12 protein-coding genes and 4 tRNA genes are annotated in these 15,301 nt (G+C 47.3%); 3 read left to right on the top strand and 13 right to left on the bottom strand.

The genetic code is table 11. From position 1 onward, the window contains the following. The 3 genes from MJX74_RS03205 to MJX74_RS03195 are packed head-to-tail and all read left to right on the top strand — an operon-like array spanning position 1 to position 2,656. Positions 1-897, top strand: a complete 897-nt coding sequence (locus MJX74_RS03205; RefSeq protein WP_068229983.1) for an ABC transporter permease subunit — start codon at positions 1-3, stop codon at positions 895-897. After that, on the top strand, positions 897-1,892 hold the full coding sequence (locus tag MJX74_RS03200) for a peptide ABC transporter ATP-binding protein (protein WP_068229974.1): 996 nt from the start codon (positions 897-899) through the stop codon (positions 1,890-1,892). The genes MJX74_RS03205 and MJX74_RS03200 overlap by 1 nt, the downstream gene beginning before the upstream one ends. Then, on the top strand, positions 1,889-2,656 hold the full coding sequence (locus tag MJX74_RS03195; RefSeq protein WP_240220850.1) for an ATP-binding cassette domain-containing protein: 768 nt from the start codon (positions 1,889-1,891) through the stop codon (positions 2,654-2,656). Before MJX74_RS03200 ends, MJX74_RS03195 begins: the two co-directional genes overlap by 4 nt. Positions 2,657-2,699: 43 nt before the next feature. Here the strand turns inward: MJX74_RS03195 and MJX74_RS03190 are convergent, their stop codons facing one another. The 13 genes from MJX74_RS03190 to MJX74_RS03130 all read right to left on the bottom strand — a co-directional run bounded on the left by MJX74_RS03190 (position 2,700) and on the right by MJX74_RS03130 (position 15,146). After that, complete coding sequence (locus MJX74_RS03190; RefSeq protein ID WP_240220848.1) at positions 2,700-4,607, bottom strand: SurA N-terminal domain-containing protein; 1,908 nt, start codon at positions 4,605-4,607, stop codon at positions 2,700-2,702. 228 nt (positions 4,608-4,835) lie between these two features. Then, complete coding sequence (gene hupB / locus MJX74_RS03185) at positions 4,836-5,108, bottom strand: nucleoid-associated protein HU-beta (RefSeq protein ID WP_008220336.1); 273 nt, start codon at positions 5,106-5,108, stop codon at positions 4,836-4,838. 209 nt (positions 5,109-5,317) lie between these two features. Then, positions 5,318-7,714 carry an endopeptidase La gene (gene lon / locus MJX74_RS03180; RefSeq protein WP_240220846.1) on the bottom strand — a complete coding sequence of 799 codons (2,397 nt, stop codon included), beginning with the start codon at positions 7,712-7,714 and terminating at the stop codon, positions 5,318-5,320. A 127-nt stretch (positions 7,715-7,841) separates the two neighbouring features. Beyond that, positions 7,842-9,122 (bottom strand): ATP-dependent protease ATP-binding subunit ClpX, encoded by a 1,281-nt coding sequence (gene clpX, locus MJX74_RS03175; protein ID WP_215397185.1) that lies wholly within the window; start codon positions 9,120-9,122, stop codon positions 7,842-7,844. A 55-nt stretch (positions 9,123-9,177) separates the two neighbouring features. Next, the gene (gene clpP, locus MJX74_RS03170) at positions 9,178-9,801 is read right to left on the bottom strand and encodes an ATP-dependent Clp endopeptidase proteolytic subunit ClpP (RefSeq protein WP_240220844.1); all 624 of its coding nucleotides are present in this window, start codon (positions 9,799-9,801) and stop codon (positions 9,178-9,180) included. A gap of 105 nt (positions 9,802-9,906) precedes the next feature. Continuing rightward, entirely contained in the window at positions 9,907-11,217 is a 1,311-nt protein-coding gene (tig, locus tag MJX74_RS03165; RefSeq protein ID WP_240220842.1) for a trigger factor, read from the bottom strand. A 240-nt stretch (positions 11,218-11,457) separates the two neighbouring features. Next, on the bottom strand, positions 11,458-12,711 hold the full coding sequence (locus tag MJX74_RS03160; RefSeq protein WP_240220841.1) for a glutamate-5-semialdehyde dehydrogenase: 1,254 nt from the start codon (positions 12,709-12,711) through the stop codon (positions 11,458-11,460). After that, complete coding sequence (gene proB, locus MJX74_RS03155; protein ID WP_240220840.1) at positions 12,708-13,829, bottom strand: glutamate 5-kinase; 1,122 nt, start codon at positions 13,827-13,829, stop codon at positions 12,708-12,710. Before proB ends, MJX74_RS03160 begins: the two co-directional genes overlap by 4 nt. Before the next feature lie 210 nt (positions 13,830-14,039). After that, the gene (locus tag MJX74_RS03150; protein WP_240220839.1) at positions 14,040-14,540 is read right to left on the bottom strand and encodes a GNAT family N-acetyltransferase; all 501 of its coding nucleotides are present in this window, start codon (positions 14,538-14,540) and stop codon (positions 14,040-14,042) included. 186 nt (positions 14,541-14,726) lie between these two features. Next, a tRNA-Pro gene (locus tag MJX74_RS03145) sits at positions 14,727-14,803 on the bottom strand. A 22-nt stretch (positions 14,804-14,825) separates the two neighbouring features. After that, positions 14,826-14,901 (bottom strand) — tRNA-His (locus tag MJX74_RS03140). A gap of 25 nt (positions 14,902-14,926) precedes the next feature. Further along, positions 14,927-15,003: transfer RNA gene (locus MJX74_RS03135), tRNA-Arg, on the bottom strand. 66 nt (positions 15,004-15,069) lie between these two features. Beyond that, positions 15,070-15,146 (bottom strand) — tRNA-Pro (locus MJX74_RS03130). Positions 15,147-15,301: the final 155 nt, after the last annotated feature.

Raw genomic sequence — 15,301 nt, 5'->3', positions numbered from 1 at the left:
ATGGCCCGCTTTCGTTTATTGCCAGATGAGCAACAAGCCCGTTCACCACTATTACTGCTATGGCGTGAATTTGCCCGCCAGCACAGTGCCATGTCCGGGCTGGTTTTGTTTATTCTGTTTTTTCTGCTGGCGCTGCTCTCGCCATTACTGACACCACATGATCCCTACCTGCAAAACGATGCCCTATTGCTAATTGCGCCGTCCTGGTCCGAGCAGGGATTGGTACAATATCCCTTTGGTACCGATGATCTTGGCCGCGATATGTTCTCACGTATGCTGGTAGGAGCCCGTTATACCTTTGGTATTGCCCTTATCACAGTAGTAGGCGCTTTATTGATAGGCTTGTTGCTCGGTGTACTGGCAGGTATGAGCAAGGGCGTAAAATCCAGTGCATTAAACCATGTGCTCGATTTGGCGCTGACTATCCCCTCTCTGCTGTTGGCGATCATTATCGTAGCCATACTTGGTCCTGGCCTGATAAATACGCTGTGGGCCATTATGCTGGCTTTATTGCCACAATTTGTCCATAGCATCCGTAATGCTATAGCTGAGCAGCTGAATCAGGATTATGTCACCGCATACCGTTTAGACGGCGCCAGCAACTGGCAGGTGCTTACCCGGCTTATTTTACCCAATATCTGGGAGCGGCTTACCGTAACCGCAACGATGGCACTATCAACTGCTATTCTGGACATCGCTGCGCTGGGCTTTCTCGGGCTTGGTGCTCAGGCTCCTACTGCAGAATGGGGCGCTATTATTGCCGACTCGCTGGATCTTATCTATGTTGCGCCTGCCGGCGTAGCACTACCGGGGCTACTGATCTTTACTGCAGTACTGTCGGTCAATCTGGTGGGCGATGGCCTTCGTAACGCCATGAAAAAGCGGCGGGAAAACTAATGCTGTTACTTGATATAAAAAACCTGACCATAGAGCTGAAAACCCCGGACGGGTTAATTCGTGCAGTCGACAGAGTTAATCTTAGCTTGCGCGAGGGCGAAACCCGTGGTCTGGTGGGTGAATCTGGTTCAGGTAAAAGCTTAATCGCCAAAGCGATTGTTGGCGTGCTAAACAAGCGCTGGCTGGTCAATGCCGACCGCTTTAACTGGTGTGGCCAGGATTTACTACGTTTACCCTACGACCAGCAGCGTAAAGTGATCGGCCGTGATATTGCCATGATATACCAGGAGCCCAGCCGTAGTCTTGACCCTACCGCCGCAATACTGGAGCAACTCGAAGAGGCTATTCCCGATCATCTGCTGGAAGGCCCCTGGTGGAAACGCGCATATATGCGCCGGCGCAAAGTTATCGGTTTACTGCACAAAGTAGGCGTACGTGACCACCAAGCAGTATTGCAAAGCTATCCTTACCAGCTGTCTGAAGGCGTTTGCCAGAAAATTATGATCGCTATGGCGATTGCCAAAGCCCCGAAACTACTGATTGCTGACGAACCGACCACGGCACTGGAAAGTACCACCCAGGCGCAATTATTTCGTCTGCTGGCAAGTTTTAACCAGCTAAAAGGCACCTCAGTATTGCTTATAAGCCATGAGCTGGAAAGTATAGCCCGTTACACCCAAAGCCTGAGTGTACTGTACTGTGGCCAGTTGGTTGAAGCCGGCGAAACTGCCAGTATTATCAAACATCCGTATCATCCCTATACCCATGCCCTGATTAAAAGCGTGCCGGAATTTCAGCCTAATCTGCAGCCTAAAACCCCCTTGTATGCGCTACCGGGCAGTATTCCGGTGCTGCAACATTTACCCATAGGCTGCCGTCTTGGCCCGCGCTGCCCCAATGCACGCAAAGAATGTGTAAAAACGCCAACACTGGAGCGTTTGCAAAATCATTACTACAGTTGCCATTTTCCTTTAACCGGTAAAAAAGACGTATGAACACGCTGCTTGAAGTCAAAGATCTGTGTAAAACCTATCGCAAACAGACTGGCTGGTTCAGTCAGCGCAGCGTTATCGCTCTGGAAAACATCAGCTTTACACTGTCAGAAGGTAAAACTCTGGCTATTGTCGGTGAAACCGGCTCAGGCAAAAGCACATTGGCAAAACTGCTGGTAGGAATTGAAAAACCAGACAGCGGCGATATCCTGTTGGCAGGCCAGCACGTTAAAATAAGCCACTACCGGCAGTACAATCATGTTATCCGGTTTATTTTTCAGGATGCGGCTAAATCATTAAACCCGCACCAGAAAATAGGCCAGATGCTGGACGACGTCTTGCGCTTCAGCACAGTGCTGGACCCGCAACAGCGCAAGTTAAAAATACGCCAGACATTAAAACAGCTCGGTTTGCTGGATGAACACAGCGAATATTACCCACACATGTTTTCCGGCGGCCAGTTGCAACGGGTAGCATTGGCAAGAGCCCTGATCCTTGACCCTAAACTACTTATTTTAGATGAAGCCCTTACCGCACTGGACCCATCACTGCGGGCGCAAATTGTTAACCTGTTGCTGGAGTTACAGCAAAAATCCGGTCTGGCTTACTTACTGATCACCAACCATTTGCGGCTGGTACGCCATATTGCTGACGATTTACTGGTGTTGCATCAGGGTAAAGCGCTCGATTACGGTAACACTGCGCATGTATTTGCTCACGCTGAGCATGACTACAGCCGCAAACTAATTAATAGCGCTATTACATAAAAAAACCGTGGCAAGCCACGGTTTTTTTATCAATGTATCTTTGTTATTCAGTATCCGTTACCGCTTCGCGCAGGTTACGGCTTATTTCCGCTTTGGCTTTTAACGCTGCAATTACCGCACGGTAATACTGTTCGGCCTGCTGCTCTGCCAGACGATCCAGCTGAGCAGGTTCAGGCACCATTGTCACTTCGGCATCTTTCACTGCCAGCACCGATACCAGTGCAGTATCACCATTTGCCAGTGTGGCCAGCTCAATAGTCGGTTTATCTGCCGGGCGAGGCATAGCAAAAGCTTTAGCTCGAATTTGCGCGTCCAGAGTTCCACCAAAACGTGGTGTATCTGTAGCTTGTTCCAGCGTCAGCGATGCTTGCTCAGCCTGAGCCTTTAAACTGCTTTGTGCTGCCGCTGCCAGTATCTCTTCGCCTTTTGCTTTGGCTAACAACGAGCTTTGCTCTGCGCGAACAGACGCTTCAACTTCAGCTTTAACCTCCTCCAGCGACAGTGTACGTTTTGGCTGGTAATCAGTAACACGCACAACAATGGCACGTTGGTTATCCAGCTCAATAATCTCGCTGTTTAAGCGCTCTTCAATAAAGCCGCTATCGAAAATTTTACTCATTACCGCGGGAGCGGACAAAGGCTCTGTCGCTTCATTACGGCTAAATAAAGGCGTTGATATAACCTTCATGTCCACTGCCGAAGCTGCATCTTCCAGCGTATCCGGCACTTCAAAACTCACTTCGGCTAAGCGTTGCTGCAATTCATAAAATTTTGCAGTAGCTGCATCTTGCTTGATACGTTCAGCAATATCTGCCGATACTTCTGCCAATTCCTGAACCTGCGCCGGTTCCAAAGCAACTAACTTAATGATGTGATAACCATAAGCACTTCTAACCACAGAGCTCAGTTCACCTGTTTCCGTCATGCCAAAAGCAACACGTTCAAATTCAGGGTCAACATCACCGGCAGCCAGCCAGTCCAGCACACCACCGTTTTCCGCAGAGAAGGTGTCAGCAGATTCTGTTTTAGCCAGTTCGGCAAAATCAGCACCGGCTTTTAACTGCTGTAAAATAGCTTCAGCTTTTGCAGCGACTTCAGCGTCATCCTCTTCGGCTTCAAGCATGATATGCGCAACCTGCCGACGTTCATCGCGGGTATAACGGGCTTTGTTAGCTTCGTAGTATTCAACCAGTTGCTGCTCAGTAACATCGGTATCTGACGCCAGCGCCGCGGCTGATAATTCCACATACTCAATGGCAACTTTTTGTTCAGTCTCAAATTGCTGCATATTAGTTGTGTAATAGTCTTGCAGCATTTGCTCAGTCAGCTCAACTTTGTCGGCAAAGTCAGCCGCAGCGATACGCACAAACTCAATATCGCGGCTTTGTTGCTGTAACTTAGCCAGCAACTGCATATCTTTGACTGTAGCAAACTCACTGCTTAATAAGCCTACTAATAGTTGATTACGCGACATTTGCTCGCGCATCAGCTCGCGGAACTGATCCGGCTGATAACCGGCCTGGCGCAGTAGCGCCTGGTAACGGTCATTATTAAACTGACCATCTACCTGAAATTCTGTCATGCCGCGGATAGCTTCACGCACCTGATCATCACTGACACGCAAGCCTAGCTCTGCAGCGAATTGCTTTTGCAGGGTTTCGTCGATAAGACGTTCCAGCACTTCACTGCGAAAATTATTCATATAAGCGCTATCGGCTGCAAGGGTCGCGTACATTTCGCCAAACTGCTGTTGCAGTCGTGACCGCTCATTCTGAAATGCCTGGTCAAAGTCTTCACGGCTAATTTTTTCACCGTTAACCTCTGCCACATTAACTTCGGCAGGCGTACTTAAATAACTACCAACACCTGCTAATGCGAACGTCAGGATCACTAAGCCTAAAATAGACTTGGCAATGATTCCCTGCGAGCCTTCTCTGATTCTCTCTAACATCTTAGCACGATCTCTTTATTCATCTTTAACGGCTGGGAGGCAACAAAAACGCATCTTGGTTGCCGTAAAAAAAAACGCATCTTAACAGATGCGCTTTTTTTAGAGAAGCCTTTGGGAGACTGTGGTTAGCGTATTAAGCAGCCTTTTGTAGTTAATCAGAACCTAACCGGCCAAGCTTAACTACAATGTACTCCCAAAACTGGCACTGTGTTTGTACCAAACTAAAGCTTAGTTACAGGCGTCTTTTAACGCTTTACCAGGCTTGAAAGAAGGAATTTTCGCAGACGCGATTTGAATAGTTGCACCAGTTTGTGGGTTACGGCCAGTACGGGCTGCACGCTCGCGTACGCTGTAAGTACCAAAACCAACTAATGCTACAGAGTCGCCTTCTTTAAGAGCTTCGGTAACAGCATCAATGAACGAATCTAAAGCACGACCTGCTGCTGCTTTAGAAATGTCTGCACCAGCAGCAATTTTGTCGATAAGTTGAGACTTGTTCACAATATCATCCCCTTCAATTGTTATTATTTTCAACAACTACACTTCATTAGTTCTGTAAGTGAGCTTCATCGTTATAACAAGCATTTTTCACGCTTGCAAGCAAAAAAGCAGCAAAACTAATAGTTCTGGCTTTGACTGCAGCCCTTGTATAACAAGGGCTTGGTCGAAACTTTCCATAACTTAGCACAGCCAACAGGAATGAAAAGCCCCTATGCAGGATTTTTTTCCGTTTTTTTGCTTTTTGCTGGATTTTTTACCGTTTCAACCACTGAAACACGCTCCAACGGCTCTTGTAAAGCCAGTTCAAGCACTTCGTCTATCCATTTTACGGCGCAAATTTCGATATCACCTTTCACATTATCTGGGATATCTTTTAAGTCGCGCACGTTGTCATGTGGAATAAGTACCCGCTTAATACCACCTCGGTGCGCTGCAAGCAGCTTCTCTTTTAAGCCACCAATGGGTAATACTTCACCACGCAGCGTAATTTCACCGGTCATGGCAACATCAGCCCGCACCGGATTACCGGTTAAGCTCGATACCAACGCCGTTACCATGCCAATACCGGCACTGGGGCCATCTTTTGGCGTGGCACCTTCCGGTACATGCACGTGAATATCGCGTTTTTCATAAAAGTCTTCATTGATACGCAGGCCTGCTGCACGGCTACGAACTACTGTCATCGCCGCCTGGATAGACTCTTTCATCACATCACCCAGTGAACCGGTAAAGGTCAGTTTGCCTTTCCCCATCACCGACGCCGCTTCAATGGTCAGTAAATCGCCGCCTACTTCAGTCCAGGCTAAACCTGTTACCTGGCCGATACGGTTGCTATCTTCGGCTTTACCATAGTCATAACGCTGCACACCAAGGTAATCTTCCAGATTCTGCTGGTTTATCACCACCTGCTTTAAGTCTTTGGTCAGTAATATTTGCTTAACTGCTTTGCGGCATAATTTGGAGATTTCACGCTCTAAACTACGTACACCAGCTTCGCGGGTGTAATAACGGATAATGCCGATAATGGCGCTATCTTCAATCACAATTTCGCTGGTTTTTAAACCATTGCGGCCAATTTGCTTGGTGATCAGATGCTGCCTGGCGATATTCAGCTTTTCATCTTCGGTATAACCGGCCAGACGAATCACTTCCATCCGGTCCAGCAACGCCGCAGGAATATTCAGGCTGTTGGACGTTGCGAAAAACATTACATCGGATAAGTCGTAATCTACTTCCAGATAGTGATCACTGAATGACGTGTTTTGCTCAGGATCTAACACCTCCAGCAGCGCTGCGGCCGGATCACCACGAAAATCTGATGCCATCTTATCGATTTCATCAAGTAAAAATAGTGGGTTACGCACACCAACTTTAGCCATTTTCTGGATAATTTTGCCTGGCATAGAACCAATATAAGTACGACGGTGACCACGAATTTCAGCTTCATCACGCACGCCGCCCAGCGCCATCCGCACGTACTTGCGCCCGGTCGCTTTAGCAACCGATTGGCCCAGTGACGTTTTACCCACACCCGGAGGACCAACCAGACAAAGGATTGGGCCTTTTAACTTATTCACCCGTTGCTGCACGGCTAAATACTCAACAATGCGCTCTTTTACTTTTTCCAGGCCATAATGGTCTGCGTTAAGAATTTGCTCGGCCACCGCAAGGTTTTTCTTCACCTTGCTGCGCTTTTTCCACGGCACATTGGCCAGCCAGTCGATGTAGCTGCGCACCACTGTAGCTTCTGCCGACATTGGCGACATCATTTTCAGCTTTTGTAGCTCGCTACGGGCTTTATCTGCCACTTCTTGTGGCATTTGTGCCTGTTCAATTTTTTTATTCAGCGTTTCAAATTCGTCCGGCGCATCTTCCAGCTCACCCAGTTCGCGCTGAATAGCTTTCATTTGCTCGTTCAGGTAATACTCGCGCTGGCTTTTCTCCATCTGCTTTTTCACCCGGCTGCGAATACGGCGCTCTACCTGAAGAATGTCAATTTCACTCTCCATCATCGCCATCAGATATTCAAGCCGCTCGGTCACGTCGAAGATTTCCAGCACTTTTTGCTTATCTTCCACTTTTAACGGCATATGCGCGGCCATAGTATCGGCCAGCCGTGCAGGTTCATCTATACCGGTCAGCGCGGTTAATACCTCTGGCGGGATCTTTTTATTCAGTTTGATATAACCTTCAAACTGATTAATAGCAGAGCGCAGAAACACTTCCTGCTCACGGCTGTCTACTTCCGCAGTTTCGATAATATCAACATAGGCCGCAAAGGCTTTGTCTGTCTCTGTAAATTCAGCCAGACGGGCGCGACGGCTGCCCTCTACCAATACTTTAACGGTACCGTCGGGTAGTTTTAATAATTGCAAAATCGTCGCAACCGTCCCTACTTCATATAGATCAGTCGCTGCCGGGTCATCCAGCGTGGCATCTTTTTGCGCAACCAGGAAAATTTGTTTGTCGTTTTCCATGGCTGCATCAAGGCATTTAATCGATTTCGCCCGACCAACAAACAGTGGGATAACCATATGGGGGTAGACGACAACGTCGCGCAGTGCCAGCACCGGCATATGCAAACGTTCAGCGTGTTCTGATGTCATTGATTCTCTCTCGAATTTAGTTACTGCAGGCGCGAATATGTTTCAGTATATGGGGTTCGTTTTAAAAACTTCAATTACATATACGAAAAAGGAGCTGATTCAGCTCCTTTTTTTTCCTGTGACAGGATTAATGCGACTCAGCCGCAACGGGCTCACTGCTCTGATAAATCAAAATAGGGTCACTCTCACCGCGGATCACGGTTTCGTCAATCACTACCTTTGACACATCCTGCATTGACGGCAGTTCATACATGGTATCCAGCAGCACACCTTCAACAATAGAACGCAGACCACGGGCGCCGGTTTTCCGCTCCATTGCTTTTTGTGCAATGGCTTTTAGTGCGTCTTCCCGGAACTCCAGCTCTACCTCTTCCATCGCGAATAACGCCGCAAATTGCTTCACCAGAGCATTTTTCGGCTCACTGAGAATTTGCACTAAGGCCGCTAAATCCAGCTCAGTTAGGGTGGCAACAACCGGCAACCGACCAATAAATTCCGGAATTAAACCGTACTTCACCAAATCTTCCGGTTCTACATCACGGAAAGACTCACTTAAGCTGCGCGTGCTTTCTTTGCTGCGCACTTCAGCACCAAAACCAATACCTGAACCTTTGGCACAGCGCTGCTCAATCACTTTGTCTAAGCCGGCAAAAGCGCCGCCACAAATGAACAGAATTTTTGAGGTATCAACCTGCAGGAATTCCTGCTGTGGATGCTTACGGCCACCTTGCGGTGGTACCGAGGCAACAGTACCTTCAATCAGCTTTAACAGCGCTTGCTGCACGCCCTCACCTGATACATCACGGGTGATAGACGGGTTATCTGACTTACGCGAAATTTTATCGATTTCATCGATATAAACAATACCACGCTGGGCTTTTTCTACATCGTAGTCACATTTTTGCAGTAGCTTCTGAATAATGTTTTCGACATCTTCCCCGACATAACCGGCTTCGGTCAGGGTGGTCGCATCAGCCATGGTAAAAGGTACATCGAGTAAACGGGCCAGCGTTTCGGCCAGCAAGGTTTTACCGCTACCGGTAGGGCCTATCAGCAGAATATTACTCTTACCCAGCTCAACATCTTGTTTATGCTGTGCACTGCGCAGGCGTTTGTAATGGTTATACACCGCCACTGCCAGCACTTTTTTCGCATGATCCTGACCAATGACATAATCGTCAAGATGATTACGGATCTCACGCGGCACCGGCAATTTGTCGGCATCACGTTTCGGGGAAATGTCTTTAATTTCCTCGCGGATGATGTCATTGCATAAATCAACGCATTCATCACAAATATAAACCTGTGGGCCTGCAATCAACTTACGCACTTCATGCTGTGATTTGCCACAAAAAGAACAGTACAACAGTTTACCGTTCTTATCGCCGTCAGTGCGGTGATCAGACATGTAACTACCTCTTTCACTACGGTGCAGCCCTGTAACGCAGGGCTGCCTAAAATGATTACTTCGTTTCTCTATTGGTTAATATGGCATCTACCAGGCCATAATCCAAGGCTTGCTGCGCACTTAAGAAATTATCACGCTCAGTATCTTTGCAAACCTGCTCATAACTTTTATCACAGTGCTCAGCCATTAAGCGGTTTAATTTCTCTTTAATGCTTAAAATTTCCCGGGCATGAATTTCAAAATCAGTAGCCTGGCCCTGGAAACCACCTAACGGCTGATGGATCATCACCCGTGCGTTAGGTAAACAGTAACGCTTGCCTTTAGTACCACCAGATAATAAAAATGCGCCCATACTAGCCGCCTGGCCGACACATACCGTAGCAATATCTGGCTTGATGTAACGCATGGTGTCGTAAATTGACAAACCAGCGGTAACAGAGCCACCTGGCGAGTTAATATAAATATAGATGTCTTTTTCCGGATTTTCTGATTCTAAGAACAATAATTGCGCCACAATCAGGTTGGCCATGTGATCTTCGACCTGGCCGGTTAAGAAAATTACCCGCTCTTTTAACAGGCGCGAATATATATCATAAGACCGTTCACCTTTGGCGGTTTGCTCAATAACCATAGGTACCAGTGCGCTGACAAGATCATTTAAATGTTGCGGCATAGACATATTTCAGAGTTCCCTTTAAATAGCTGGGTTTTGCTGTTGCAGAAAATAAAATGGCCCGAACTGTTGTCCGAGCCATTAAAGCCGTCAAGCCAAAATAAGTCAACGTTAGTTGGCGGCTTGCGGGTTCATTATCTCGTCAAAAGCCGCTTTTTGTTCAGTCACTTTAGCGCCTGCCAGAATAACTTCAATGGCTTGCTCTTCCAGTGCTACATTGCGCATGCTTTGTAACAGCTCTTTATTGCTGTTGTAGTACTGTACCACTTCTTGCGGATCTTCATAAGCAGAAGCAACAGTTTCAATTAACGCCTGAACCTTTTTATCATCTACTTTCAGTTCATTCGTTTTGATAACTTCACCGAGCAACAAACCTACTTTTACGCGATCTTTGGCTTGTTCTTCAAACAGTGACGCTGGCAATTCTGGTAATTGCTTAGGATCCACGTTATTACCAAAACGCTGCAGAGCCTGTTTACGCAGTACGTCTACTTCGCCAGCAATCAGTGCTTGTGGTACGTCTACGTCGTTGTTAGCCAGTAAACCTTTGATCACCTGATCTTTTACTTTAGCCTTGATATTCTGGTTCAGTTCACGCTCCATGTTTTTACGCACTTCTACTTTCAGTGCATCAACAGTGGCAGTTTCTAAACCAAACAAGGTGGCAAATTCGTCAGTCAGTTCAGGCAGTACCTGCTGCTCTACTTTATTTACCGTAACAGCAAAACTTGCCGCTTTACCTTTTAAATTCTCGGCGTGGTATTCTTCCGGGAAAGTAACATCAACAGTAACTTGCTCACCGGCTTTCTTACCTACGATACCGTCTTCAAAACCTGGGATCATACGGCCCTGGCCCAGCTCTAAAGTGAAGTTAGTGGCTTTACCGCCTTCAAACTCTTCACCGTCAATAGAACCTACGAAATCAATAATTACCCGATCGCCGATTGCCGCTTTGCCTGTGGCCTCTTCCCACTTAGCGTGTTGTTTACGCAGGGTATCCAGCATCTTGTCTAAATCGGCATCGGCAATCTCAACAACGGGCTTACTTACTTCAATTTTATCCAGGTTTTTAACTTCCACTTCCGGATACACTTCAAAAGTGGCTTTAAATTCTAAATCTTTACCTTGCTCCAGTTGGCCAGGAGCGAAAGTTGGTGAGCCTGCCGGAGTCAGTTTGTTGGCAATAATGGCATCATAAAAATGACGCTGCATTTGCTCACCGGCAACTTCCTGCAATACTGCCAGACCATAACGCTTTTGGATCAGTGTTACCGGCGCTTTGCCCGGACGGAAACCGTCGATACGCTGACGCTTGGCCAGATCACGTAAACGGCTTTTTACTTCTGAGTCAATTTTGTCGGCCGGAACAGTGATAGTTACTTGGCGCTCTAAACCCTGAGTGGTTTCCACAGAAACTTGCATCTTGTTACCTCAAATTCAAAAACGGGCGTGTAATTAACGCCTTACTAGTGTGATCTGGTATCAAAACGCAGCACTGAACCAGACCTGTTATAAAATAGGACGCGGCATTATAGCGGGGTAAATGTCTGACGTCGAGCCCTTAACAAGGCCGTACTAAGACAGTATGCCGACAAAATAAAAAACGCAGCATAGTCAGTAAATTACTATTGCTGCGTTAATTTCTCTCTGCAGTGACGGCTGTTAACTACGGGTTTGGCCGCTGCCGGTTACCACATATTTTTCAGTCGTTAGCGCTTCAAGGCCCATAGGGCCGTAAGCATGCAGCTTACTGGTAGAAATACCAATCTCAGCACCTAAGCCTAACTCACCACCATCAGAGAAACGTGACGAGGCATTGTGCATGACCACGGCAGAATCTACCTGGCGGATAAAGCGCTCTGCCTTAGCCTGGTCGGCTGTGCAAATAACCTCAGTATGCTGGCTGCCAAACTGGTCAATGTGGGCCATGGCGGCATCCAGATCATCTACCATCCGGATAGCGATTTCCGGCGCCAGATATTCCTGACCAAACTCATTATCAGCAATCGGCTGCGCCTGATTAAAGTAACCGATACTGTTTTTACAGGCGTGAACAATAACATCATGTTGTGCCAGCGCATTGGCTACTAACGGCAGAAAATCACTGGCAATGTGCTTGTTTACCAATAAGCCTTCGAGCGCATTACACACACCGGGCCGCTGTACTTTGCCGTTAAGCAATAACCCCAGTGCCATAGTTAAATCGGCGCTTTGGTCAACATACAGATGACAGACACCTTTGTAATGCTGAATAACCGGAATACGGCTGTGCTCGGTAACAAAGCGGATTAAGCCTTCACCACCACGTGGGATCACCAAATCGATATACTGATCCTGTTTTAACAGTGCCAGCATTAAGTCACGATCAGGATCCGGCACTATGCTAACGACTTCATCGGGCAAATCATGTTCGCGCAGCGCTTGTTGCATCGCCGCCGCTATGGCCAGACTGGTTTGAATAGCCTCACGGCCGCAGCGCAGAATAACCGCATTACCGGATTTAAAACATAAAGCCCCTGCGTCGGCAGTTACATTAGGCCGTGCTTCGTAAATCATACAAATAACGCCCAGTGCAATGCGGCGCTTTTCGATATTAATGCCGTTTGGGCGCTGTTCAATATGCCGCGTTGCGCCAACCGGATCCGGCAAGGCTATAATTTGCTCTATGGCTTTGGCCATGGCATCAATACGGTCATGATTCAGTGTTAAACGGTCGAGCATAGCTGCACTAGTGCCATTGGCACTGGCCGTGGCCACTTCATCTTTATTCGCATCAAGTATTGCAGCGCTGGCATTACGGATGTGGTTTGCCATACTCTGCAGGACAAAGTTTTTCTGCTCTGTCGTCAAATTTGCTACAGCTTTAGCTGCCTGTGACGCTTTAGCGGCTATCGTTGCCGCGACATCGGTAGTCATATTCTCTCCAGTAACATCATTTCACTGCGATGGATCACCGCATCACTACCCGTTGGACAATAGCCAAGGCAAGAAGCGATATCGCGGCTTTGTTGACCTTTAATAGAAAACAATTCGCTGGCACTAAAACGGCTGACACCTTTGGCAATTTTACGCTTACCAGAAGCACAGCGCACCAGAACGGCATCACCTGAATCAAATTCACCGCTAATGTTTACTATACCGCTACACAACAATGAAGCACCCTGGCGGCATAAAGCTTCGACACAGCCATCATCGACCCAAATCTCGCCTTTGGCTCTGAGTGTGTGCCGCACCCAATGTTTTTTAGCCGGTAGGGGCTTAGCGTGACCATAAAAAATGGTGCCCGGATTTTTACCCGCTAAAATACACTGAAAACCGTCTGGTTTGTGGCCATCAATAATAACGGTATCTATACCATGTGCAGCAGCTTTTTCCGCCGCTTCAATTTTGGTGTACATACCGCCGGTACCCACTTTAGATGAAGCACCACCGGCCAGAGTATAGATACGCTGGTCAATAATACGCACCTCGGGGATCAGGCTGGCTGTTGGGTCTTTGTTTGGATCTGCGGTATACAGGCCATCAACGTCAGAACAAATAATTAAAGCATCTGCGTTAGCAACCGTAGCTACCATAGCAGCCAGATTGTCGTTGTCGCCTACTTTTAGTTCATCAGTGGCTATCGTATCGTTTTCATTGACGATAGGCAGTATCTGATGGTCGAGTAAACGTTTTAATGTGTTTTGAATATTAACGTGACGCACCCGGTCGCTCAGATCACCGTGGGTCAGTAATACCTGTGCACAAGGAAAGTCAAAACAGCGGCTCCAGAAATTCATTAGCTGATTCTGGCCAACAGCTGCCATCGCCCGTTTTAGTGCGATAGGAACTCGTTGATGCTGAAAATTAAAATGATGGCGGCCAGCAGCCACACTACCTGATGATACCAGGATCACTTCAAGACCCTGTAACCGGCACTGCCGGATAAATTCAGCGATGGGGCGCAGGAACTGTTCACTACACCCCTGGTTTTCCGGCGCTATCAGGGCACTGCCAACTTTAAGCACGACCCGCCGCCAGGATGGGTTAATCATAACTCCTCCAATGGTTGTTCCGGCGGCTATAGTAGCAAAAACTGTAACCTGATTCCACCGAGGTTACAGTTTAGAAAAACAAAGATAGGGACATTCAACGATTAACTTATTGATATTTATTAACTATATCCATTGTGAATACCTACCATTCACAAAGCGCAGCCTACAAAAACGACTAAAGCTGTAATTTAATTACATTTCTGTCAGCGTTTAGGAATACAGCTGAACATCTTTTAATGACGGCTGAACTTGCACTACTTTCTCAAAACTCAGACCTAAGCGGGTTAATACTTTAATTGACGGGAGATTACCGGCACTGACCAGGCCAACAATACGTCTGAGTTTAGCCTTCTGGTAGCCAAAATGCAGCACTGCAGAAGCCGCCTCAAGCGCATAGCCCTTGCCCCAGAACTGAGGTGCAAACGCAAAGCCGATATCTGTTTCTTGCAGATAGTCGCGAAACAGCAGTCCGCAAAACCCAATCGGTATTTTATTATCGCTGGTTTCTACCAGAAATAAGCCGTAGCCATGTTGCTGATAACTTTTAATTGGCCCCTCGGCCAAATAATGCAGAGCGTCTAACTTGGAGCGCACACCACGATCAGCAATATTTTCAATAAAAGAGGGTTCATTTAACAGCTGGCAAGTAAAGGCAGCATCTGCAGCCGTAAGATGCCGGATACGCAAGCGTGGGGTTTCAGCAATTATCAAGATAATCATCCTTAATCTGATATTAAATAGCAGCATACAATAAGATTTAAGGATTTGGGAACTGGATTTTATTGTTTAATAACTGACTGTGGATAATTGCTGTAAAAAAGCATTTACTCTAAAGAAGGGAGATTTATCCGAGATGCAGAATCTAAACCAAGTGAGCTTATTTAACTTAAGGGAGAATGGTCGGTGATGCAGGATTTGAACCTGCGACCCCTTGGACCCAAACCAAGTGCGCTACCAAGCTGCGCCAATCACCGACTATATGAACTCAAAGAAAGATGGGGTGGATGATGGGGTTCGAACCCACGACAACCGGAATCACAATCCGGGGCTCTACCAACTGAGCTACAACCACCACTGAAACTGTTTTGCGCTTGTTATGGCGCGCCCGATAGGATTCGAACCTATGACCCACGCCTTAGAAGGGCGTTGCTCTATCCAGCTGAGCTACGGGCGCAAATCGAAGCCCTACCAAGCTATAAATTTAATGACAGGTATGTTGTATACCAAACCATTTTAAAATTGGTCGGTGATGCAGGATTTGAACCTGCGACCCCTTGGACCCAAACCAAGTGCGCTACCAAGCTGCGCCAATCACCGACTTTGCTGCACTGCTGCAACGGGGCGGAATATTACAGCCGCCCAGCAATAGCGTCAAACCTTTTTTTGCACAAATCAACTGATTGCCTATTATTTGAACCTATTGTGCCGTGCCCATTGCAGGATGGAGTTCTGCTGGTAGCTGTGCGAAAATA

This window comes from Rheinheimera hassiensis (assembly GCF_022436675.1).
Lineage (GTDB): Bacteria > Pseudomonadota > Gammaproteobacteria > Enterobacterales > Alteromonadaceae > Alishewanella > Alishewanella hassiensis.
This window is presented reverse-complemented; position numbering and strand designations above follow the sequence as displayed.